The organism is Kribbella sp. NPDC005582, assembly GCF_040605415.1.
GTDB lineage: Bacteria > Actinomycetota > Actinomycetes > Propionibacteriales > Kribbellaceae > Kribbella.
On sequence record NZ_JBEXCU010000006.1, the window covers coordinates 461,014 to 482,097 of the forward strand.

The following is a 21,084-nucleotide window of genomic DNA, read 5'->3' on the forward strand; positions in this document are numbered from 1 at the left end:
CGTCTGGCCGGGACGCTAGCAAAGAATCGGTTACTCGCCAGCTACTCGGCGCCACCGTTCTGTTAACGATTTACGCCCCGCCGGGGGTCAAGCACCTGGCTAGACCAGTGACCGCCGCGGGTCGCGAGCCGGTAACAGCCCCGACCGGTTGGCGAAGATGGCACCTCGATGCCATTACGGTAGGGCGCGTGAGTCTCTCGTCCTCCACGCGTCCTCCTGCCCCCAACGCCCGTACCGCGGGCCGGCCGGCGGGCGGCGCGAACCGCCTCCCGAACAGCCGAGAGCGCCGTCCGGCCCTGGCCGCGCTGGCGGTCATCCTGATTCTGCTCGGCGCCGCCGGATCCGCCTTGATCGCCCTGAACAGCGGCAACCGCGAGGCCTACGTCGCGATCAAGGTGAAGTCGGTAGCACCCGGCCATCAGATTGCCGCCGAAGACATCACCAGCGGTGACCTCGCAGGTGAGACCGGAGCGCTGACCAAGTGGTCCGACCGCTCCAAGATCGTCGGCAAGTACGCGACCGGCTGGCTCTACCAGGAGCAGTACATCGGCGAGCTGAACGTGACCGACCTACCGCCGATCCCGAGCGGCGGAGCACAGGTTGGTGTCGTGCTCGACGCCGGCCGGGCTCCGTCCGACGGCGTGAAGGTCGGCGACATCGTGCAGGTCGTCCGCGTTCCGTCCGCGAACCAGGACAGTGTCGGTCCGGCATCGCTGGTCGCGGCGGCCGAGGTGACGGCCCAATCCGGTGGCGTCGTCGCGGACAAGACCAGTACGGTCAACACGCTCAACGTGACCATCCTCGTGCCATCCGGTAAGGCGACCGCGGTGGCTGCGGCGGCTGCTTCGAAGACGCTGGTGCTGGTGAAGCTCAACCCGGCGACCAAGCCGGACGTTGCGCGTACCAACGGGGGTGGCTGATGGCACTCGTAGCCCTTGCGAGTGCGAAGGGGTCGCCCGGCGTCACGACCGCAGGTCTGGTGCTGGGTGCGCTCTGGCCACGGCAGGTGCTGATGGCCGAGTGCGACCCGTCCGGTAGCGACGTGGCGATCCGGATGACCGCACCTGGTGGCACTCCACTGAACTCCGACCGTGGTCTGGTCAGTCTGGCGGCTGCGAGCCGCAAGGGCTTGGGCGACGAGGTGATCCTCGCGCACAGTCAGCAGCTCGACGGTGGTCTCGACGTACTGCTCGGTGTGCGTGCACCTGAGCAGGTCGGCGGTATGGGCGGTCTCTGGCATCCGCTGGGGATTACGTTCAACCAGATGCAGCACGGCGACGTACTGGCTGACTGTGGTCGCATCGGCGCCACCTCGCCGCAGCTGCCGATCATCCAGTCCGCACGGTTGATCGTGATGGTGTGCTCGGCCACTGGTTCGTCGGTGGCGCACCTGCGCGAGCGGCTGGCCGCACTGGTGCACCACGTCGACGCGCAGCTCGGCGTGATCGTCGTGGCCGACCCGAAGAAACGCGACGCGGTGAAGCAGGTGTGGTCCGTGCTGGACGCCATGTCGGTGCCGGTGCGGCACCGGTGGCACCTGGCCTACGACCCGATCGGTGCAGCGTTCTTCGACGGACGTGGGCACGGCCGGCTCGAGAAGACCCAGCTGATTCGTTCCGCCACCGACATCACCGCGGAGCTGGCCGCTCTGGTCGCCGCGCCGCACGACTTCGACATGGCCCACGCCGCGTTCCCACAGGGGGACTGGAATGAGCGCTGACCAGGAGCTGGTCCGCAGGCTGCGTTCCCAGGTCGCCGATCGGCTGAACGAACAACGCCGTCGCGACCAGGTGAACGGCGTACCGCCGATGAGCGCCGAGGACGAGCGGGAGTACGCCCGCTCGCTGATCGTGCAGGTGCTCGAGGACCACGCGCGCTACGAGCTGGCCGAGGGCCGCACGCCGCCGACTCCGGACGACGACGCGCAGATCGCCGGCGCCATCCACTCCGCGCTGTTCGGCGTCGGGCGGCTGCAGCCGCTGATCGACGACCCCGAGGTCGAGAACATCGACATCAACGGCTGCGACCAGGTCTTCGTCCAGTACGGCGACGGCCGCGAAGAGATGCCGGGCCCGGTCGCCGAGAGCGACGACGAGCTGATCGAGCTGATCCAGGTGCTCGCCGCCCACGCCGGTCTGACGAGCCGTCCGTTCGACTCCGCGAACCCGCAGCTCGACCTGCGGCTGCCCGACGGTTCGCGACTCTCCGCCGTGATGGGCGTGACGTCCCGGCCGGCGGTCTCGATCCGGCGTGCGCGGCTCGGCCGGGTCTTCCTCCGCGACCTGGTGGCCAACGCCACCATCTCCCAGGATGTGGCTTCGTTCCTGAGCGCGGCGGTCGCAGCCCGCAAGAACATCATGATCGCGGGCGCGACGAACTCGGGGAAGACGACTCTCCTGCGCGCCCTGGCCAACGAGATCCAGCCGCACGAGCGCCTGATCACCGTCGAGCGGTCGCTCGAGCTCGGCCTCGGCGAGTTCAAGGAGCTGCACCCGAACGTCGTGGCGTTCGAGGAGCGGCTGCCGAACTCGGAAGGCATGGGTGCGGTGCACATGGCCGACCTGGTCCGCCGCTCGCTGCGGATGAACCCGTCGCGGGTGATCGTCGGTGAGGTACTGGGTGACGAGATCGTGACGATGCTGAACGCGATGAGCCAGGGCAACGACGGCTCGCTGTCGACGATCCACTCGAACAGCTCGATGGAGGTGTTCAACCGGATCAGCACCTACGCCATCCAGGCGACCGAGCGGCTGCCGATGGAGGCCACCCAGATGCTGATCGCGGGCGCGCTCGACTTCGTCGTCTTCGTCCGCAAGCAGAACGACTACCAGCACGGCGGCACCCTGACCCGGTACGTCGAGAGCATCCGCGAAGTGACCGGGTGGGACGGCCGAGTGCTGTCCGGCGAGGTGTTCGCCCCGGGACCGGACGGCCGGGCTGCCGCGCATGCGCCGATCGCCTGTATGGACGAGCTCGAGCACTACGGGTACCGGCCGATGGTCCACGGAACGTGGGCGTGACGCGATGAGCGACCAGACCTTGCTGGCCCTGCTCTGCGGAGCGGTCGTGGGCGGCGCCATTCTGCTGCTGGTGATCGCGATCCGCGGCACCGAGCCGCGCGACGAGACGCCGTCGATGTTCCGCCGCGGCGGCAGCGCCGACAACCGGAAGAACCTGATTCGGCTCGGGACCGGCATCGGCGTCGGCCTCGTCGTACTGGCGGTGACGCGCTGGCTGGTACTCGCGGCCGCCCTCGGACTGCTGGCCGCGCTGGCCGACCGCTTCTTCGGCGGCACTGGTGAGGAACGGCGTGCGATCGAGCGGCTCGAAGCGCTGGCCACCTGGACCGAGGCGCTGCGCGACACCATCGCCGGCGCGGTCGGTCTGGAGCAGGCGATTCCGGCCACCGCGGTGAACGCGGCACCGGCGATCAAGCCCGGCCTGAACCTGCTGGTCGACCGGCTGCGGATCCGGGAACCGTTGCCTTCGGCCCTGATGCGGTTCGCCGACGACCTGGACGACCCGTCCGCCGACCTGATCGTGGCGGCGCTGGTCCTCAATGCACGGCTGCGCGGACCCGGTCTGCGCGAGGTGCTCAGTGCGCTCGCCGACTCGGCCCGCGAGGAGCTCGACGTACGGCGGAAGGTCGCGGCCGAACGGCGGTCGACCCGGCGCTCGGTGCAGGTGGTCGTCGCGATCACGCTGCTCGTCGCGGCGGCGCTGGTGCTGTTCAACCCGGCGTACGTGGCGCCGTACACGAGTTTCATCGGGCAGTTCGTGCTCTTCATCGTGATCGCGCTGTACGCGGTCGGGCTGGTCTGGCTGCGCCGGCTGGCCAAGATCGAGGTCCCCGAGCGGTTCTTGATCGGTGGCAGCAGCCGGCGGTCCGGCGACGAGCGGATGGAGGTGGTGGGCCAGTGATGTGGGCCTTCTTCACCGGTGCCCTGGTGGGACTCGGCGCGTACCTGCTGGTGCGGATGCTGATCCGGCCGCGGGCCAACGTGCTCTCCACTATCGCCCGCATCGACGCGGGCCGAGGCGGCGGCGGGGTCACCACGAGCGCGGCCGGCGAGCGGGTGCTCGGCGGTCTCGACAAGGCCCGGCACACACTCGGTCAGCGGCTCGAGGCCGAGGCGAACGCGCGCGGCTGGGCCTTCGGCAAGCTGCGCCGCGACCTCGCGGTGATGAACCAGCCGTTCGCGGCGATGCTGGCCACCAAGGTGTTCTTCGCGCTCGGCGCGATGATCTTCATCCCGTTCGTGCTGTTCATGTTCTCGGCGCTCGGCTTCGGCGCACCGGGGGCGACCCCGGCGATCGTCACGCTGGGCGCGATGGCGTTCGCGTTCTTCCTGCCCGACCTGGCGCTGCGCCAGGAGGCCGAGGCGCGGCGGCGGGACTTCCGGCACGTGGTCGGCAGCTTCCTCGACCTGGTCGCGATGAACCTGGCCGGCGGCCGCGGTCTGCCGGAGGCGCTGATGACCGCCTCCACGATCGGCGACCACTGGGCGATGGCCCGGATCCGGCAGGCGCTGGCGAACGCGCGGCTGATCGGCATCACGCCGTGGGACGCGATGGCCCGGCTCGGCGAGGACCTGGGCGTCGAGGAGCTGCGCGACCTGGCGTCGGCGCTCGCGCTGGCCGGTGACGAGGGCGCCAAGATCCGCGCCTCGCTGCTGGCCCGGGCCGCGTCGCTGCGCCGCAAAGAGCTCGCCGACGTGGAAGGCAAGGCGGGTGAGCGGTCGCAGTCGATGCTGGTCGCCCAGCTGGTGATGTGCGCGGCGTTCATGTTGTTCCTCGGATTTCCGGCCGCGATCGCGATCCTCGGCAGCTGATCGCGGGTAGGGATCCGTAGCACGGTTCTGTCCGTCGTACAGGGCATACTGAGGCCAGCCCCGGCCTCGTGAGTGGAAGGCATGCGAATGAACACCGAACTGCAGTTCTGGCGCTCGATGGCCGGTTACGCGGTCGCCCGCGCCCACGCGCAGCGCGCGCGGGCCAAGCAGGGCCGCACGGAGCTCGGCGCCTCCGCACTGGAGTGGGCGATCATCTCGGCGATCCTGGTCGCGGCCGCGCTGGCCATCGGCCTGGTGGTGCGGCGCGTGATCGACAAGCGCACCGGCGAGATCGAGAACGGCTGACCCGTCGTGCCGGTCCGCCCCCCGACCGCCGCGCGCGCCCGCCGGCTGTGCCTGCGTCTGTTCGGGCGCCGGTCCGAGCGTGGGGCGAGCTCGCTGGAGCTCGCCATCCTCGCGCCGACGATCATGGCGCTGATCTTCGTCTCCATCCAGACGGCGCTCTACCTGTACGGCCGCTCGGTCGCGCTGAACGCCGCCCAGGAAGGCGTTTCCCGGCTCCGGCTGGTGCAGCCTCCGGTCTACAGCCCGGCGGTGGGGGAGAAGGTGCGGGTCGACATCGAGGCCTACGTCAACCAATTGGCCGGGACGACGTTGCAGAACGCGAAGGTGGCCTCACCGACGTACAACAACCCGGCCGGGATGGTCTCGTTCACCGTCAGCGGCGACACGGTCTCGCTGGTCCCGGGGCTCGAGCTGCACGTGGAGCGCACGGCCACCGGCCCGATCGAGCAGTTCGAGGCGGACGACAAGTGAGGCGACCTCAACTTCGCGGCGAGCGCGGCACGATGGCGCTGGAGATGGTGGTGCTCGCACCGATTCTCCTGCTGCTGTTCATGTTCCTGCTGGCCGCCGGCCGCTACTTCCAGACCACAGCTCTGGCCGAGAGTGCCGCCCGCGACGGCGCCCGCGCCGCCAGCATGTCCCGGTCCCAAGCCGAAGCCCAGGCACGCGTCAACGACGCCGTCACCCGCACCATGGGGCAGGCGGTCAAGTCCTGCAAGGAAACCGCCTCCGGCGTCATGACCACCACCCTGGCCGCCGGCACCCCGTTGTCCGTCGAGGTCACCTGCACCATCGACTACCGCGACCTGAGCTTCCTCGGCCTCGGCGGCGACACCACCATCACCAAGCGCTTCACCTCCAGCGTGGATCCGTACCGGGGAGTCCGTGATGGCTCCTGAGCAGCACCGCTCCCGCATCGTCGAGTTCCTCCGAATCGATGCCCCCGGCAACCACCGCGTCTTCCCGCGCGGCGCCCTCAGTCCCGCGGTCGCCATCCTCGCGGTGATGATCTTCACCCTGGCCGGCCTCGTCATCGACGGCGGCCGCCAGCTCGGCGCCCGCTCCCGCGCCGTCGGCTACGCCCAGGAAGCCGCCCGCGTCGGCGCCGCCACCATCGAGCTCAACACCTCCGAAGCCAAGATCGACACCGCCAAAGCCGCCACCGCCATCGCCGGCTTCTGCGCCCAGGTAGCCTCCAACGACCCGACGGTCACCTCCTGCGCCCCCACCAAACTCACCACCGACCAGGTGGATATCTCCGTCGGCATCGCCAACAAGACCACCTTCCTGGGCCTGATCGGCAAGTCCACCCTCAAGTCCACCGGCACCGGCACTGCCCACGCCGAACAAGGCGTCGTGAAAAACAACGACAGCCCCACGATCCCGCCGATCTTCGTCAGCACCGGCCCGCAAGGCCCTGGCGCGACGATCTCGAGTACGGCGGTGCCGCCGACCCTCAATGTGCCGTGCCCGAAGTGGACGATCGGTTCGCCGACTCCGATCTGGACTCTCGATCCGCCGATCCCGTTCCCGGCCACCTGTACGCCGAGCATCACGCCGACGCCGAGCCCGACTCCGACCGACGGCGAGGAGAGCCCGACCGGTCCGACCGGGCCGGTGACCAGCAAGCCGCCGGGCGGCGGTGCCCCGGCCGGCATCATGCCGCCGCAGAACTCCCTCCCACCGAGCCTCGGACGTTAAGGACCATGATCGTGCGTAGTGCTTCTCTGACGGTTGCCGCACTGGTAGGTGCAGTGCTGCTGACCAGCTGCGGCGGCAACTCCACCGACGGCGGCCGCCCGGTTCCGGTCGGCGGTGGCGGCTCGGAGTCGTCCAGTACGTCGGCACCGACCGCGAGCAGCGCGACACCGACGACCCAACCGTCCGTGCCGGTAGAGACGAGCTCCGCGCCGTCGAAGAAGGCCAAGGTCATCGTGGTTCCCGGGAACTACGCGAGCAATCCGGCCGTCCAAGGCCTCGTGAAGATGTACCCGGTGTACTTCGACGCGCTGATCGCGCGCGACGGGAACGTCATGATCAAGCAGTTCCCGGCGTACTTCTACGCCGACGTCTCTCAGGTGATGGTCGATGCCAAGCTCAACGGCTGGGTGATGAAACCACCGGGCAGCGTCGTGGTGCGCGGGATCTCGAACCAGCCGCTGGGCGTGGTGCGCGTGAAGACCTGCCGGTCGCAGACGACGCAGTACTGGGACCCGAAGAAGAAGGGCTGGACGCTGATCGCACCGAGCGGCCAGCCGCAGGCGATCGACATGATCAAGACCGGACTGGGCTGGCGGCCGTACCGCGTCGGCCCGTCCGCCGGGATCAGCTGTGCCGGTGTGAAATATCCGGCCTAGACCTGAATAGGCGTTATTCCGAAAAGGTGACGGGGGAGCGATTAACGGGCACAGTGCCCTTGGTCGAAGATAATCTGCCGCTAGGACGACTTCTGGAGTGAGAATGCGCAATCGCGTGGGACGCGGGCTGATCGCCCTGGGTACCGTGCTCACGCTGCTGATTTCCCCTGGCGTCACCACCGCCTTCGCCGGCGGCGGCGAGACGGTGCAGCAGGGGACTCGCAGCTGCAGCATGTACGTGAACGCGGTCGGCTTCGGCGCCTATTGCAGCAACGGCCAAGTGACCTACGGCAGCGGCCTGCCCATTCCGACCTGGAAAGAGCGGCTCGGGAACCACGTCTTCATCCCGTGCCGTGATCTGGAGGTCCCGGCCGGCATCGAGCTGCCGGCTCCGCCGGACGGCAAGAAGTGGAAGCTGCGGCTGACGATCGTCGACTACGACCTGAACACCAAGGACGGCGGCGACAAGGTCCACATCGAGCGGGCGATTGTTCCGGTCGGTGAGCAGGAGCAGAACCAGTGCCCGCAACGCGGGTACATGGACGAGTTCTGGGACGAGTTCCACAACCAGTACGAGGACCCTGAGCTGGTGGTGAAGCCGACCTACACCCCTCGGGTGAACGTGCCGGCGTACTTCTCGCTGACTCCGAAGAGCTCGTACATCCTGCACAACCAGTCCGAAGCGAACTACCAGGACATGTACTGGAGCGGCAGTCACGACTTCGTCATGCGGGGTCTGGTCGGGCAGATGATCGTCGATCCCGGTGACGGCACGCCGCCGTTCACCTGCCCGATGGGAGTGGTGCCGGCTGGTGACACCGATGGGTACGACGAGTCCAGCGACCCGTTCACCCAGATGAGTACCTGCCGCCATACCTATACGCGGTCAAGCGCGAATCAGCCGGACGGGATGTACACGGTCAAGCTGACGATCAGGTGGGACGTGTCGTATTGGATCGGCCCGCCGGACTGGAAGTTCCTCGGTTCGGCGGATGTGCACGCAGTACAGCGGTTGCCTGTGCAGGAAGTGCAGGCTATCGGTGGGTGACGTGGTGGGGACGAGGGAGCGAGCATGGTGAAGACCGGTGAGCCGGTGCGGTCGGCGCGGTTGCCGCAGCAGCGGCAGGCGAGTTCGGGCGCGGATCGGCTGAAGGGGTTCGTGGCGCTGCTGGCGATCGTGGCGATCGTCGGCGGGGTGCCGTATGTGCTGCTGCGTTTCTTCGGTACGCCGTGGCCGGACCAGATGCCGAAGTGGAACGTGCTGTTCGACGAGCTCGACATCCGTGCGGTGCTGGGGATCTTCGCGTTCTTCATCTGGGTGGCGTGGGCGCACTTCGTGGTCTGTCTGCTGGTGGAGGCGATCGCCGAGATCCGTGGGCACGGGTTGTCGCCACGCATTCCGCTCGGCGGCGGTTCGCAGACGCTGGCTCGTCGCCTGATCTCGACCGTCGTGCTGATCGCTGGTGCCGCGAGCGTGAGCTTGCCGGTGGCGAGTGCGGTCACCACGAGTCCTGGCACGGTTCCGACGTCGGTGTCGGTCGTGCAGGGCGGTGAGCACCAGTCGGGTTCGTCGTTCCGGCAGACCGAGCAGCGGAGCAGTGTGCTGTCCGGATCTGTGCAGCAGGGCAAGACGGCGACCGGCGTACGGACGAACAACGACCAGAAGGGTCAGGTCGTCAAGTACACCGAGGTCAAGCCTCCGCAGGGGCGGAACTACGACTGCCTGTGGGATATCGCCGAGCGGTACCTGGGCGAGGGCCGGCGGTACAAGGAGATCTACGACCTCAACAAGAACAAGCTGCAGCCGGACGGTCGCCGGCTCACCAATCCGGACCTGATCATGCCGGGCTGGCAGGTGCGCCTGCCGGCCGACGCCAAGGGCGCCGGTGTGCACACGGTTCGGGTCAACATCGAGCAGCCCGGCAAGTCGCACGAGATCAAGCCGGTCACGACCCAGACACCGCCCAAGGTGCAGACCCCCGCGAAGACGGCCACGAAGCCTTCCGCTGAGGTCAAGCCCGGCCACGGCACCCGGTGGGCCGACCAGGGCATCGAGTCCGGATCGTCGGTCACGATCGGCGGCGTCGCTGGTGACCCGGGCGCCAAGGACATCAAGCCCGGCGACCCGTCCACCGAGATCCCCGCGCACGACCCGAAGGCGGGGGAGTCCCAGCCGGGCGACCCGGCGGCCGGCGGCACTCGCGTGCCGGAGGTTGTTCCGGTGGCGGCGGACCAGGGCTTCGACCTGACGCAAGCCGGCATTTACGGCTTCGGTGGCACGCTGCTCGCGGCCGGTCTCGCGCTGGCGCTGAAGCGCCGCCGCGGCTGGGCACAGGGCCCCGGCCCGAAGGCGGCCGGGCACCGGCAGACCGAGGTCGGTCTGCGGCTTGCCTCGGACATCCCGACCGCACAGTTCGTGGACGCCGCGCTGCGCCAGCTCGGCGCGGACATGGCCAAGACCCAGCGCCCGATGCCGAAGGTCGTCGCCGCTTTGGTGACCGACAGCGCGCTCACGCTGGTCCTCGACCCGTACGAGGCGCAGTCCGCACCTCCCGGCCCGTGGCAGGCCATCGCCGAAGGCACCCGCTGGACGCTGCGCCGCGCCTACGCCCCGACCGGCGAGATCACCGCGCCGGCGCCGTACCCGACGCTGGTCACCATCGGTCAGAACGCCGACGGCGCGACCGTGCTGGTCGACCTCGACACCGCGAACGGCATCGTCAGCTTCGGTGGTGTCACCGAGGCTTCGCGTGACGTCGTCGGTTCGCTGGCGGTCGAGCTCGCGACGAACCTGTGGTCCGAGGGTGCGCACGTGAGCATGGTCGGATTCGGTGACGACCTGTCGTCGCTGGCTCCCGCCCGCCTCAGCTACTGGGTCCGGCTCGACGCCGCTTTGGACGAGGTCACCCGCCGTACCGACGCTCAGGTCCAGGCCTGCGAGCGGCGGAAGGTCGCCTCGGTCGCCGAGGCGCGGACCGCGCACCCGGACGCGGCGCTGTGGGGTGCGGAGATCATCTTCGTCTCCGCGCCGCCGTCACCGGAGGAGCAGGACCAGCTGAACCGGCTGGCCGCCGACACCCGGCGCGGGGTCGCGGTCGTCGTGGTCGGCGACGTGATCAACTCGCCGTGGCGCTTCGTCGTCGACGAGAAGAACCAGGCCGTTTGCCGCCTCCTCGGTCTCGAGGTCGAGGCCCACACCGTCACTCCGGAGCAGGTCACCGAGCTGGTCGCCCTGTTCGACGCGGCCGACTCGGATGCCCGGGACAAGCGCCGTACGGAGCAGAACATGCCGGCGTACGAGTTCTCGACCCAGGACCTCAGCCTGCCGGCGCCGGTCGAGGTCGACCTGCTCGGCCCGGTCGAGGTGGACGCGCGCGGCCCGATCGACGACGGCCGGATCGCCCTCTCGACCGAGATCGTCGCCTTCCTGGCCAGCCAGGACTACGGCGTCCACCCGAACGTGCTGGCCGGAGCCATCTGGCCGCGCGGCATCAGCGACGAACTGCGTGACTCCGCGCTGGAGCACACCCGCCGCTGGGTCGGCAACGACGCCATGTACGCCGACGAGTCCGGCCGCTGGATGCTGAACCGCAGCATCGTCCGCGTCGACTGGGACGTGTTCCGCACGCTCACCAAGCAGGCCACCATGATCGAGGACCCCCGGGCACCGCTCTCCACAGCCCTCAGCCTCGTCCACGGCCCCGCCTGGGCGAACATCCCCGCCGGCCGCTACTCGTGGCTCGCCGCCTCCGGCATCGAGCGCCGCATGGTCGAATCCGTGGTGGACGCGGCCCTCAAGCTCGCCGAAGCCTCCCTCACCCACAACGACGGCCAAACCGCCCGCACAGCCCTCCAGACCGGTCTCAGCTTCTCCCCGGCCTCCGAGGACCTCTGGCGAGCAACCCTGCGCCTGGCCGCCCACTTCGGCACCACCCAGGACGTCACCAACGTGGCCACCCAGCTCTACACCGCCCTGGCCAAGCACGGCGGCCCCCGAGGCCCCGAGCCCGAAACCGACGCCCTAGTCGACGAGCTCCTCCCCGGCTACCACCGCCCAGCCCAAGTCGCCTGACCCAGCACCACCCGAGACCCCCTTCGCCTGCCACCCAGGCAAGGGGGTTTCGCCATCCCCCGCAACAACACGAACGGATATCCGTCCCCAGGCCCCGTTCTCACCCCCGTATACGAGGGGAGAACGGGCACCAAGAGCGGATATCCGTCGCTGTTGTCGGTCGACGGCGGTACGGCGGGGCGTCGCGCTTACAGCGTGGCGGCGGACCAGGTGTCGCAGGCGGTCATGTCGCCGGAGTCGAGGCCGGTCTTGAACCAGCGCATGCGCTGTTCGGCGGTGCCGTGGCTGAAGGACTCGGGGTTGACCTGGCCCTGGGTCTTGGACTGGATGCGGTCGTCGCCGACGGAGGCGGCGGCGTCGAGGCCGCGGGCGATGTCGTCGTCGGTGAGATCGAGGATGTAGGGCTTGCCGTTCTTGGCCGGGACGGTGGTGGCGTGGTTGGTCCAGATGCCGGCCAGGCAGTCGGCCTGGAGCTCGGAGCGGACCGAGTCCGAGGTGGGGCCGGAGCGGGTCTTGATCCGGTCGAGGATGCCGTAGAGGTTCTGGATGTGGTGCCCGTACTCGTGGGCGATCACGTAGGCCTCGGCGAAGTCGCCGCCCTTGGCGCCCAGGTCGGTCTCCAGGGTCTCGAAGAAGCCGAGCTCGAGGTAGACACGTTTGTCAGGCGGGCAGTAGAACGGGCCGACCGCGCTGGTGGCCGCGCCGCAGCCGGTGCTGACCTGGCCGTCGAAGACGCGCATGGGGGCCGGGACGTACTTCTTGCCGCGGCGGGGGAGCTCGGTCGCCCAGAAACCCTCGATGGAGTTCTGGTCGGCCACGAACCGGCAATCCTTATTCGTGTTCACGTTCTTGCAGGCGCTCAGGCTGCCGGGGCCTGTGTTCTGGCTCGTAGGCTCGTCCGAGCCGCCGCTGCCCAGGCCGGGGATGCCGCCGTTCAGCAGGACGATGATCACCAGCAGGATGATGCCGCCGATCCCGCCGCCGACCGGGATCGCCCCGCCCGGTAGCCCACCGCTGCGTCCGCCGCCACTGCCGCGGGTGTCCTCGATACCGCCGGTATCGAGATCCGCGTCCGGATTGAATTTCACACAGACTAGACTAGACCTCAGAGCGAGGGTTGTTGCCGTGTCGTGACTCCGCGCCGCCGACCCAACTGTTCCGACCCCTGAGGACGCCTGCAACTCCATGATCACTGCTTCCAATCTCGAGGTGCGTGTCGGCGCTCGCCAACTGTTGTCCCCGGCGTCGTTCCGGGTCGGTCCGGGGGACAAGGTCGGGCTGGTCGGGCGCAACGGCGCCGGCAAGACGACGTTGACCAAGATCCTGGCCGGTGAGGGGCTGCCGGCCAGCGGATCGGTGACGAAGTCCGGCGAGATCGGCTATCTCCCGCAGGACCCGCGCACGGGGGACCTCGACGTCCTGGCGCGGGACCGGATCCTGTCCGCCCGCGGCCTCGACGAGGTCGTACGCCGGATGCGCAGCGCGGAGAAGTCGATGGCCAGCGCGGACGACAAGGTCCGGGCGAAGGGCATGCGGCGCTACGAGCGGGCCGAGGCGGAGCTGCACGCCGCCGGCGGGTACGCCGCTGAGTCGGAGGCCGCGCGGATCGCGGCGAACCTGGGCCTCCCGGATCGCGTGCTCGGCCAGCCGCTGGGCACGTTGTCGGGTGGTCAGCGGCGGCGGGTCGAGCTGGCGCGGATCCTGTTCGCGCAGGCGGAGACGCTGCTGCTCGACGAGCCGACCAACCACCTCGACGCCGACTCGATCGTGTGGCTGCGCGACTTCCTCAAGTCGTACGCCGGCGGCGTGATCATGATCAGCCACGACGTGAACCTGCTCGAGGAGACCGTCACCCGCGTCTTCCACCTGGACGCGAACCGGGCCGAGATCGACGTGTACAACGTCGGCTGGAAGACGTACCTGATGCAGCGCGAGCAGGACGAGCGCCGGCGCAAGCGGGAGCGGGCGAACGCGGAGAAGAAGGCGACCCAGCTGGTCGACCAGGCGAACAAGATGCGCGCCAAGGCGACCAAGGCGACGGCGGCCCAGCAGATGCTGAAGCGCGCCGAGCAGCTGATGTCGGGGCTCGAGGACGAGCGCCGTACCGACCGCGTCGCGAAGATCTCGTTCCCCACTCCGGCGCCGTGCGGCAAGACGCCGCTGATGGCGAAGGAGCTCTCGAAGTCGTACGGCTCGCTGGAGATCTTCACCGACGTCGACCTGGCGATCGACCGCGGTTCGCGCGTCGTCGTCCTGGGGCTGAACGGCGCCGGCAAGACCACGCTGCTGCGGGTGCTGTCCGGGATCGAGAAGTCGGACACCGGCGAGGTCATCGACGGCCACGGCCTCAAGCTCGGGTACTACGCCCAGGAGCACGAGACCCTGGACGTCAACCGGACGGTCATCGAGAACATGAAGTCCGCCGCCCCGGATCTCAACGAGACCCAGGCGCGCAGCGTGCTGGGCGCGTTCCTGTTCTCCGGGGACGACGCCGACAAGCCGGCCAGTGTGCTGTCGGGTGGCGAGAAGACCCGGCTGGCGCTGGCCACGCTGGTCGTCTCGGCGGCCAACGTCCTGCTTCTCGACGAGCCGACCAACAACCTGGACCCGGCTTCGCGCGAAGAGGTGCTGAACGCGATCCGCTCGTACCAGGGCGCGATCGTGCTGGTCACCCACGACGAGGGCGCGGTCCAGGCGCTCGAGCCGGAGCGGGTCCTGCTGCTGCCCGACGGTGTCGAGGACCTCTGGACCAACGACTACGCCGATCTGGTCTCGCTCGCCTGATTACTCTGCAGTAATGTACGCCGCATGACTGATCTCGGACTGCGGTTCTCGGTGGATGGCCCGGTGGCGCGCGTCGTACTGGACCGGCCGGAGGTGCGCAACGCGCAGACCCCGGCGATGTGGCGCGCGCTGGCCGAGTTCGGCCGGTCGCTGCCGGACGAGGTCCGCGTGGTCGTGCTGTCGGGGGAGGGCCAGTCGTTCTCGGCGGGCCTGGATCGGCGGCTGATCATGGGGGAGAACGACCAGGGTGAGGAGCCGCTGCTCAGCCTCGGGGCGAAGCCGACCGAAGAGGTCTACGAGATCGTCGCCGAGTTCCAGGCCGGCTTCTCGTGGCTGCGGAACCCGAACATCATCAGCATCGCGGCGGTTCAGGGCCACGCGGTCGGCGCCGGCTTCCAGCTCGCGCTCGCCTGCGACCTGCGGGTCGTCACGCCGGATGCCCGGTTCAGCATGCGTGAGCCGGCGCTCGGGCTGGTTCCCGACCTCGGCGGTACGCAGCCGTTGGTGCAGCTCGTCGGCTACTCGAGGGCCCTCGAGATTTGTGCGACCACTCGCTGGGTCGAGGCGGCCGAGGCGAAGGAGATCGGTCTGGCGAACATCGTCGTACCGGCCGAGGAGCTGGCGGGGACGGTGAAGGACCTGACCGACGCCGTCCTGACGCCGCTCGCGGGCGCTGTCCGCGAGACGAAGGCGCTGCTGCTCGGTGCCGCCGATCGCCCGTACGCCGAGCAGCTCAAGGCCGAGGGCGCAGCGCAGGAGCGTCGTTTGAAGGAGCTCCTGGCCGCCTTCGGGTAATCAGTGCCAGTTGCTGACCCGTACGTCGTTCGGTGCCGGGTCGCCGGCGCCGGTCTCGACGAGCTGCTTCAGGCTCATCAGGAACGTCGCCCACTTCGTGCTGCAGTGCGCCATGAACGGCACCTGCTCGCGCCAGCCCTCGTGCCCGAACATGATGATCGCGAACTCGTCCTCCTGGTGGAGGTCGAACCGGACGGTCGTGCCGATCCACTCGTCGGGCCCGCCGACGACCTCCCAGCGGACCACCTTGCCGGGCTCGCTCTCGAGCACCAACATGTCGAACCCGCCTTCGGGGAAGCGGAACTTCAGTACGCCGCCGACCGCGCTGTCGCCGGTCGTGTCCTCGGTCCACCACGCGGCCAGGCCGTCGACGGTGCTGAGGGTCTTGTAGATGTCGTCGACCGAACCCACCGCGCCGACTCTGTGCAGGATGTCCACCATGATCTAAGTCCTCTTTCGGGTTTGCTGACTGGATGCTTTCTGGAGGGCTTCCGCCATCCGCTTGATGCGTTGCAGGCGGCCGTCCCAGGCGTCGCGGACGGTCGAGAGTTGCGTGATCGCGCGGGCGAGCTGGTCCTCGTCGACGGTGTAGACCCGCTCGCGGCCGGCCGTCGTGGCGTGCACGAGGCCGATCCGCTCGAGGACGCCGAGATGTTTGGCGACCGCCTGCCGGGTGACCGGCAACCGGTCGCTGAGCGAGGTCGCCGTACCGCCGCCGGAGGCCAGCAGGAGGTCGAGCATCTCCCGCCGGGTCGGATCGCCGATCGCGGACCAGAGCTCGTTGTCGACGCTCATTACGCGCCGGCCACCCGCGCGGCGTACGGCGTCAGCCGGGGCAGGAAGTAGTCCCAGCCGCTGGTGTGGTCCTTGAACTCGTCGTCGGAGCGCGCGGCCTCGTCGAACCCGGTCTCGGCGAACTTCAGCAGCGTGCCCTCGCCGTCCGGGATCAGGTCGAAGGTCGCGAGCAGCGAGTTCGCCGCCGTGGCCGGCTCGTCCACCGGGTGCGCCCAGCGGAACGAGAACCGCCGCGGCGGGTCGGCCTCGACCACGGTCAGCGGTACGGCCTTGTCCGTGTCGAACGTGACCGTGCCGATCGCGCCCGGCGTGGCCTTCACATCGGCGTCGTCCGGCCACCACTCGCGCAGGTGCTCCGGCGTACTGATCACTGCGTAGACGACCTCGGGCGAGGCGTCGATCCGCAGCTCACGGGTAATACTTCGCGTCATCGGTTCCACCGTTTCTTTCGCAACCTTTTGTTGCACATAACCTTAGGGGAACCGGCGGCGATGTGCAACCTTCAGTTGCAGGTCGGAAGATCGACGCGATCCGCGGTGTTGCTGTGGGGAGACTGGAAGGAGTCCGGATGTCGGGCATGGGTGGCGGGATGCCGATGGGCGGCGGCATGTGGCGCCGGATGGACTCGTCGGTGAAGGACCAGAAGCTGGCCAAAGGGACGTTGCGGCGGATCGCCGCGTTCGCGAAGCCGTACAGGTGGCAGATCACGCTCTTCCTGCTGCTCGTGATCGTGTCGGCGGTGCTGGTGATCGCATCGCCGCTGCTGTTCAAGAAGATCGTTGACGACGGCATCATCAAGGGGAACGGCGGTCTGGTGACCGCGCTCGCGCTGGTCGTCGCCGGGCTGGCCCTGGTCGAGGCGGTGCTCGGTCTGATGCAGCGCTGGTTCTCGGCGCGGATCGGTGAGGGACTGATCTTCGACCTGCGCACCAAGGTGTTCGCGCATGTGCAGCGGATGCCGGTCGCCTTCTTCACCCGGACGCAGACCGGAGCCCTGGTCTCGCGCCTCAACAACGACGTGATCGGTGCGCAGCAAGCCTTCACCTCGACGCTCTCCGGTGTCGTCTCCAACGTGATCAGCCTGATCCTCGTGGTCGGCGCGATGCTCGTGCTGAGCTGGCAGCTGACTCTGGTCGCGATCCTGCTGTTGCCGGTGTTTCTGATCCCGGCTCGCATCCTCGGCCGCCGGCTGGCCTCGATGACCCGCGAGCAGATGAACCTCAATGCCGCGATGTCGACGTCGATGACCGAGCGGTTCAGCGTCGGCGGCGCGCTGCTGGTGACCCTGTTCGGGCAGCCGTCGATCGAGAACCGGGAGTTCGGCCAGCGCGCCGGCCAGGTGCGTGACCTCGGCATCAGGATCGCAATGCTCGGCCGGGTATTTTTCACTGCGCTGACTCTGGTTGCGGCGCTCGCAACAGCCCTCGTGTACGGCGTGGGCGGCAACCTGGCCGTCCGCCAGACGCTAACCGTTGGGACACTGCTCGCTCTCGTGGCGCTGCTCGGCCGGCTCTATGGCCCGCTGACCGCCTTGTCCAACGTCCGCGTCGACGTGATGACGGCGCTGGTCTCCTTCGAGCGCGTCTTCGAGGTGCTCGACCTGGAGCCGATGATCCGCAACGCTCCGGACGCTCGAGATCTGCCGAAGGATGCGGCCAGTGTCGAGTTCGACCACGTCACCTTCGCGTACCCGACCGCCGAGCAGGTCTCACTCGCCAGCCTCGAATCGGTCGCCGTCCTCGACAAGCGCGTCTCGGCGCAAGTCCTCGAGGACGTGAACTTCGTCGTCCAGCCCGGTCAGATGGTCGCGCTGGTCGGCCCGTCCGGTGCCGGCAAGACCACGATCACGAACCTGGTCGCCCGCCTGTACGACGTCAGCGGGGGAGCCGTCCGGATCGGCGGAACCGACGTCCGGGAAGTGACGCTGGAGTCGCTGCACGACCGGATCGGCTACGTCACGCAGGACGCGCACATGTTCCACGACACGATCCGCGCGAACCTCAGCTACGCCAAGCCCGACGCGACCGACGACGAGATGATCGAGGCGCTGCGCGCGGCGCAGGTGTGGGACCTGGTCGAGTCGCTGCCGGACGGCCTCGACACGGTCGTCGGCGACCGCGGTCACCGCTTGTCCGGTGGCGAGCGGCAACGACTGGCGATCGCCCGGTTGTTGCTCAAGGCCCCGCAGATCGTCGTACTGGACGAGGCGACAGCGCACCTTGACTCGGAGTCCGAGGTGCATGTCCAGCGAGCGCTTGATACCGCGCTCGAAGGCCGTACGTCGCTGGTGATCGCGCACCGGTTGTCGACGGTTCGCAACGCCGACCTGATCCTGGTCGTTGACCACGGCAACATCGTCGAACGCGGTACGCACGAGCAGCTGCTCGCGCGCAACGGCGAGTACGCCGAGCTGTACCACACCCAGTTCGCGGAGACCGCGCTACCGTTGACCTGACGCGTCCGGAGGGGAGGCAACCGCGTGATCAAGCTGGCGCTGGTCCTGCTCGCGGGCTACGCGGGTTACAAGGTTGCCTACCACTCCGAAGACGGCGAGCACTACGGCAAGATCGGCGACCGGGTGCTGCGGACGTCCCTGTCACTGCTGATCGGAGCACTGGCCGCGGGGATCACCTACGCGGCCATGCTCCGGCATTGACTACGAGGCCGGCTCCTTCTCCGTCGACTGCTCCAGCAGATGGAGCACCGGCACTTTGAGATGCCGCCGGGCCGAGTTGGTCCAGTCCAGCTGGAAGAACTCCGCGACGACGTGCGGCCGCGTCAGGATGACCACCTCTTGGCCCTTCGTGGCGTCCACGGTCGCGATCAACGCATCGATCGGCCGCTCGTGCGAGATGCCGCCCTCGGCCGCCTTCCCGAGCTCGCGCAGCCGCTGCACACTCCGCCCGCTGCACCCCTTGGCCTCGCTGTCGATCGCCTTCTGCGCCTCGGCCAGATCCTGCCGCTGCGTTGCCAGCCCCGGCCCGTACAGATCCGCGGTCCCCAGTGCGCTGATCGACGCCTCCACCCCGGCCTCCGCGTTGTGACACGGCACGAGCACGTGGTACCTCACCTGCTCAGGCATGTCCTCGTGCAACGCGACCACACGCTTGGCGTCCGGCTCCGAGAGTTCCTGTTCCACGAGCAGTACGACGTCGTACATCGTGCACCTCCGGGTCCTACCAGTCGGTATGCACCCATACTGCCCCTACTCGGTCCCGCATGCCACCATCCCGCCCGACGCGTCGGTCGGCATGTCCATAAAGAGTTTATATAAAGCTGTTATGCTCTGGCCATGAGTCGTGAAGACACCGATCCTGCTGCTATCGGGGCCGCCCTCTACGGCTTGACCCTCAGAGCCGTCCGGCGCCTGCCCCGGGAGATGAGCCTGACGTCCGCCGCCACCCTGGCCACCCTGGACCTGACGGGTCCGCGGCGCATCACCGATCTGGCCGCAGTCCAGGCTGTCACCCAGCCCGCGATGACAGCGCTGGTCCGGGTGCTGGAGGAGTCCGGCCTGGTCGAGCGGTGGGGCGACGCGTCCGACAAGCGGGTCACGCTGGTCTGCCTGACCGAGGCCGGCACCGCCTATGTTCGGGCGCGGCGCGAGGCGGGCGTCCAGGCGTTCGAGCGGCTGATCGGCGAGCTCACCGCCGACGAGATCGAGGCGCTCGCGGCGGCCCTGCCGGCACTGCAGCATCTGGCGGAGCTGGAAAGTCAGGACCAGTGACCCGGGGCGCTTTGCCGGACCAGACCGAGCCGCGGCTGCTGGTCCCTTCCCTGATGTTCATCGCTCTGGTCGTAGCGGCAGTCGCCAGCCTTGGTGCGCCGCTCATCACCAGCGTGGCAACGTCGTACGGCGTCTCGCTCGGTAGCGCGCAGTGGACGCTGACCATCGCCTTGCTGAGCGGCGCTGTCGCCACGCCAGTCCTCGGCCGCCTCGGAGCGGGCCCGCATCGGCGAGCCACGATCCTTGCCACGCTGGCGGTTGTCGTCGCCGGTAGCGCGCTGACCGTTTTGCCGCTGCCGTTCGCGTGGCTGCTCGTCGGCAGGACCGCCCAAGGCGTCGGGCTCGGTCTGACCGCGCTGATGATGGGCGTGGCCCGCGACCATCTCTCCGAGGCGCGCAGCGCGGCCACCGTCGCCACGATCTCGGTGGTCTCGATCATCGGGATCGGCGTTGGTTATCCGCTCGCCGGGCTCCTCACCGAGTTGGGCGGCGTGCGGGCCGCCTACGGTTTCGGTCTGCTGGTCACCGCCGTTGCCCTGCTGACCGCGTCGCGCTCCATACCCGAAGCTCCCGAAGGCCGCTCCGCCCACGTGGACGTGCCCGGCGCGGTCGTCCTCGCCGGTGCGCTGCTCCTGGTGCTGTTCCTCGCCGGTGAACGCAATCTCTGGAGCCGGCACCTCGCCGTGGCTGGGGGCCTCGCCGTCGTTGCGGTGGTGCTGCTCTCCGCCTGGGTAGTTTTGGAGCTTCGCAGTACCGCGCCCCTGGTCGACGTACGGGCGATGCGGCACCCGGCGGTCGCCGGGGCGAACCTCACGATGTTCGTCGGCGGGATCGGCATGTACCTGCTGCTCACGCTCATCACCCGGTACGCACAGACGCCGGACGGCGCCGGGTACGGCTTCGGACTGACGACCTTCGTCGCCGGGCTGATCCTTGTCCCGTTCTCGGTGCTGGGATTCGTTGCCGGCAAGCTCACACCACGGTTCCGGACGCGAGTCGCCGACCCGCTGCTCCTGGCCGGCAGTGCGGTTGTGGTCGGCGGTGGGTTCGCTTTGTTCGCGGTTGCCCGGTCGAACCTCGCCGAACTGTTCTTGGCGATGGGCGTGCTCGGCTTCGGCGTCGGCGGGTTCTCGGCTGCAATGCCCGGTGTCATCCTGGCCGTCACTCCCAAGAGCGAGACGTCGAGCGCGATGAGCTTCAACTACGTCGTCCGCAGCGTCGGGTTCTCGCTGGGCAGCGCGATCGGCGGTCTGATCCTTGCCGCGGGCACCGGCTCCGGCCATCTCCTCCCCGACGACAGTGCGTACACCACCGCGGCGCTGGTCGGTATCGGCGCTGTGACGATCACGACGCTGGCGAGCCTCGTGCTGGCCCGCCGACGCTCTTAAGCTTCTTTCATCCAACACTGGAGGTTCC

Annotated in this window: 23 protein-coding genes; 18 read left to right on the plus strand and 5 right to left on the minus strand. The window is 68.8% G+C overall.

Features of this window, described 5'->3' with window-relative positions:
• Nucleotides 1–188: 188 nt before the first annotated feature.
• From ABZS29_RS31445 to ABZS29_RS31500, 12 genes are all read left to right on the plus strand, one after another.
• Nucleotides 189–920 (plus strand): hypothetical protein, encoded by a 732-nt coding sequence (locus tag ABZS29_RS31445; protein ID WP_355467410.1) that lies wholly within the window; start codon nucleotides 189–191, stop codon nucleotides 918–920.
• On the plus strand, nucleotides 920–1,720 hold the full coding sequence (locus ABZS29_RS31450; RefSeq protein WP_355467412.1) for a hypothetical protein: 801 nt from the start codon (nucleotides 920–922) through the stop codon (nucleotides 1,718–1,720). Before ABZS29_RS31445 ends, ABZS29_RS31450 begins: the two co-directional genes overlap by 1 nt.
• Nucleotides 1,710–3,020, plus strand: a complete 1,311-nt coding sequence (locus ABZS29_RS31455; protein WP_355467413.1) for an ATPase, T2SS/T4P/T4SS family — start codon at nucleotides 1,710–1,712, stop codon at nucleotides 3,018–3,020. The genes ABZS29_RS31450 and ABZS29_RS31455 overlap by 11 nt, the downstream gene beginning before the upstream one ends.
• Nucleotides 3,021–3,024: 4 nt before the next feature.
• Nucleotides 3,025–3,921, plus strand: coding sequence for a type II secretion system F family protein (locus tag ABZS29_RS31460; RefSeq protein WP_355467415.1), 897 nt, complete (start codon nucleotides 3,025–3,027; stop codon nucleotides 3,919–3,921).
• Nucleotides 3,921–4,832, plus strand: coding sequence for a type II secretion system F family protein (locus ABZS29_RS31465; protein WP_355467417.1), 912 nt, complete (start codon nucleotides 3,921–3,923; stop codon nucleotides 4,830–4,832). The genes ABZS29_RS31460 and ABZS29_RS31465 overlap by 1 nt, the downstream gene beginning before the upstream one ends.
• A gap of 81 nt (nucleotides 4,833–4,913) precedes the next feature.
• Entirely contained in the window at nucleotides 4,914–5,138 is a 225-nt protein-coding gene (locus ABZS29_RS31470; protein ID WP_355467419.1) for a hypothetical protein, read from the plus strand.
• A gap of 6 nt (nucleotides 5,139–5,144) precedes the next feature.
• Nucleotides 5,145–5,609 carry a TadE family protein gene (locus tag ABZS29_RS31475; protein WP_355467421.1) on the plus strand — a complete coding sequence of 155 codons (465 nt, stop codon included), beginning with the start codon at nucleotides 5,145–5,147 and terminating at the stop codon, nucleotides 5,607–5,609.
• Nucleotides 5,606–6,037, plus strand: a complete 432-nt coding sequence (locus ABZS29_RS31480; protein WP_355467423.1) for a TadE/TadG family type IV pilus assembly protein — start codon at nucleotides 5,606–5,608, stop codon at nucleotides 6,035–6,037. Before ABZS29_RS31475 ends, ABZS29_RS31480 begins: the two co-directional genes overlap by 4 nt.
• A complete protein-coding gene (locus ABZS29_RS31485) occupies nucleotides 6,027–6,839 on the plus strand; it encodes a pilus assembly protein TadG-related protein (protein ID WP_355467425.1) in 813 nt (270 codons plus the stop codon). The genes ABZS29_RS31480 and ABZS29_RS31485 overlap by 11 nt, the downstream gene beginning before the upstream one ends.
• Nucleotides 6,840–6,850: 11 nt before the next feature.
• The gene (locus tag ABZS29_RS31490) at nucleotides 6,851–7,495 is read left to right on the plus strand and encodes a hypothetical protein (protein ID WP_355467427.1); all 645 of its coding nucleotides are present in this window, start codon (nucleotides 6,851–6,853) and stop codon (nucleotides 7,493–7,495) included.
• 103 nt (nucleotides 7,496–7,598) lie between these two features.
• Entirely contained in the window at nucleotides 7,599–8,543 is a 945-nt protein-coding gene (locus ABZS29_RS31495; protein WP_355467429.1) for a hypothetical protein, read from the plus strand.
• A gap of 24 nt (nucleotides 8,544–8,567) precedes the next feature.
• Nucleotides 8,568–11,567 (plus strand): BTAD domain-containing putative transcriptional regulator, encoded by a 3,000-nt coding sequence (locus ABZS29_RS31500; protein WP_355467431.1) that lies wholly within the window; start codon nucleotides 8,568–8,570, stop codon nucleotides 11,565–11,567.
• Between the two features lie 188 nt (nucleotides 11,568–11,755).
• Here ABZS29_RS31500 and ABZS29_RS31505 read toward each other — a convergent pair whose 3' ends face one another.
• The gene (locus ABZS29_RS31505) at nucleotides 11,756–12,655 is read right to left on the minus strand and encodes a neutral zinc metallopeptidase (protein ID WP_355467433.1); all 900 of its coding nucleotides are present in this window, start codon (nucleotides 12,653–12,655) and stop codon (nucleotides 11,756–11,758) included.
• Nucleotides 12,656–12,752: 97 nt separating this feature from the next.
• On the opposite strand from ABZS29_RS31505, the gene ABZS29_RS31510 reads away from it, so the two are divergent.
• Entirely contained in the window at nucleotides 12,753–14,351 is a 1,599-nt protein-coding gene (locus ABZS29_RS31510; RefSeq protein ID WP_355467434.1) for an ABC-F family ATP-binding cassette domain-containing protein, read from the plus strand.
• A 24-nt stretch (nucleotides 14,352–14,375) separates the two neighbouring features.
• Nucleotides 14,376–15,146 carry an enoyl-CoA hydratase/isomerase family protein gene (locus tag ABZS29_RS31515; RefSeq protein WP_355467436.1) on the plus strand — a complete coding sequence of 257 codons (771 nt, stop codon included), beginning with the start codon at nucleotides 14,376–14,378 and terminating at the stop codon, nucleotides 15,144–15,146.
• On the opposite strand, the gene ABZS29_RS31520 is transcribed toward ABZS29_RS31515, so the two are convergent.
• Genes ABZS29_RS31520 through ABZS29_RS31530 form a run of 3 tightly spaced genes read right to left on the minus strand, consistent with a single transcriptional unit; the run spans nucleotide 15,147 to nucleotide 16,372 of the window.
• Entirely contained in the window at nucleotides 15,147–15,587 is a 441-nt protein-coding gene (locus ABZS29_RS31520) for an SRPBCC domain-containing protein (RefSeq protein WP_355467437.1), read from the minus strand.
• Nucleotides 15,588–15,590: 3 nt separating this feature from the next.
• Nucleotides 15,591–15,941, minus strand: coding sequence for a metalloregulator ArsR/SmtB family transcription factor (locus ABZS29_RS31525; protein ID WP_355467439.1), 351 nt, complete (start codon nucleotides 15,939–15,941; stop codon nucleotides 15,591–15,593).
• Nucleotides 15,941–16,372, minus strand: coding sequence for an SRPBCC domain-containing protein (locus ABZS29_RS31530; RefSeq protein WP_355467441.1), 432 nt, complete (start codon nucleotides 16,370–16,372; stop codon nucleotides 15,941–15,943). The genes ABZS29_RS31525 and ABZS29_RS31530 overlap by 1 nt, the downstream gene beginning before the upstream one ends.
• Nucleotides 16,373–16,518: 146 nt before the next feature.
• Here ABZS29_RS31530 and ABZS29_RS31535 point away from each other — a divergent pair, with 146 nt between their 5' ends.
• Complete coding sequence (locus ABZS29_RS31535) at nucleotides 16,519–18,396, plus strand: ABC transporter ATP-binding protein (protein WP_355467532.1); 1,878 nt, start codon at nucleotides 16,519–16,521, stop codon at nucleotides 18,394–18,396.
• A gap of 24 nt (nucleotides 18,397–18,420) precedes the next feature.
• Nucleotides 18,421–18,597, plus strand: coding sequence for a hypothetical protein (locus ABZS29_RS31540; RefSeq protein WP_355467443.1), 177 nt, complete (start codon nucleotides 18,421–18,423; stop codon nucleotides 18,595–18,597).
• Here the strand turns inward: ABZS29_RS31540 and ABZS29_RS31545 are convergent, their stop codons facing one another.
• Nucleotides 18,598–19,101, minus strand: a complete 504-nt coding sequence (locus ABZS29_RS31545) for a hypothetical protein (RefSeq protein WP_355467445.1) — start codon at nucleotides 19,099–19,101, stop codon at nucleotides 18,598–18,600.
• A 132-nt stretch (nucleotides 19,102–19,233) separates the two neighbouring features.
• Between ABZS29_RS31545 and ABZS29_RS31550 the strand changes: the two genes are divergently transcribed.
• Both ABZS29_RS31550 and ABZS29_RS31555 read left to right on the plus strand, forming a co-directional pair.
• Nucleotides 19,234–19,668: a MarR family transcriptional regulator gene (locus tag ABZS29_RS31550; protein ID WP_355467447.1), complete on the plus strand. Its 435-nt coding sequence runs from the start codon at nucleotides 19,234–19,236 to the stop codon at nucleotides 19,666–19,668.
• On the plus strand, nucleotides 19,665–21,056 hold the full coding sequence (locus ABZS29_RS31555) for an MFS transporter (RefSeq protein WP_355467449.1): 1,392 nt from the start codon (nucleotides 19,665–19,667) through the stop codon (nucleotides 21,054–21,056). Before ABZS29_RS31550 ends, ABZS29_RS31555 begins: the two co-directional genes overlap by 4 nt.
• Nucleotides 21,057–21,084: the final 28 nt, after the last annotated feature.

Coding starts and splice junctions, on each gene's coding strand:
- ABZS29_RS31450 (WP_355467412.1), top strand. CDS start 920: ATGGCACTCGTAGCCCTTGCGAGTGCGAAGGGGTCGCCCGGCGTCACG.
- ABZS29_RS31455 (WP_355467413.1), top strand. CDS start 1,710: ATGAGCGCTGACCAGGAGCTGGTCCGCAGGCTGCGTTCCCAGGTCGCC.
- ABZS29_RS31460 (WP_355467415.1), top strand. CDS start 3,025: ATGAGCGACCAGACCTTGCTGGCCCTGCTCTGCGGAGCGGTCGTGGGC.
- ABZS29_RS31465 (WP_355467417.1), top strand. CDS start 3,921: ATGTGGGCCTTCTTCACCGGTGCCCTGGTGGGACTCGGCGCGTACCTG.
- ABZS29_RS31470 (WP_355467419.1), top strand. CDS start 4,914: ATGCGAATGAACACCGAACTGCAGTTCTGGCGCTCGATGGCCGGTTAC.
- ABZS29_RS31485 (WP_355467425.1), top strand. CDS start 6,027: ATGGCTCCTGAGCAGCACCGCTCCCGCATCGTCGAGTTCCTCCGAATC.
- ABZS29_RS31495 (WP_355467429.1), top strand. CDS start 7,599: ATGCGCAATCGCGTGGGACGCGGGCTGATCGCCCTGGGTACCGTGCTC.
- ABZS29_RS31500 (WP_355467431.1), top strand. CDS start 8,568: ATGGTGAAGACCGGTGAGCCGGTGCGGTCGGCGCGGTTGCCGCAGCAG.
- ABZS29_RS31510 (WP_355467434.1), top strand. CDS start 12,753: ATGATCACTGCTTCCAATCTCGAGGTGCGTGTCGGCGCTCGCCAACTG.
- ABZS29_RS31515 (WP_355467436.1), top strand. CDS start 14,376: ATGACTGATCTCGGACTGCGGTTCTCGGTGGATGGCCCGGTGGCGCGC.
- ABZS29_RS31520 (WP_355467437.1), bottom strand. CDS start 15,587: ATGGTGGACATCCTGCACAGAGTCGGCGCGGTGGGTTCGGTCGACGAC.
- ABZS29_RS31525 (WP_355467439.1), bottom strand. CDS start 15,941: ATGAGCGTCGACAACGAGCTCTGGTCCGCGATCGGCGATCCGACCCGG.
- ABZS29_RS31530 (WP_355467441.1), bottom strand. CDS start 16,372: ATGACGCGAAGTATTACCCGTGAGCTGCGGATCGACGCCTCGCCCGAG.
- ABZS29_RS31535 (WP_355467532.1), top strand. CDS start 16,519: ATGGGTGGCGGGATGCCGATGGGCGGCGGCATGTGGCGCCGGATGGAC.
- ABZS29_RS31545 (WP_355467445.1), bottom strand. CDS start 19,101: ATGTACGACGTCGTACTGCTCGTGGAACAGGAACTCTCGGAGCCGGAC.
- ABZS29_RS31550 (WP_355467447.1), top strand. CDS start 19,234: ATGAGTCGTGAAGACACCGATCCTGCTGCTATCGGGGCCGCCCTCTAC.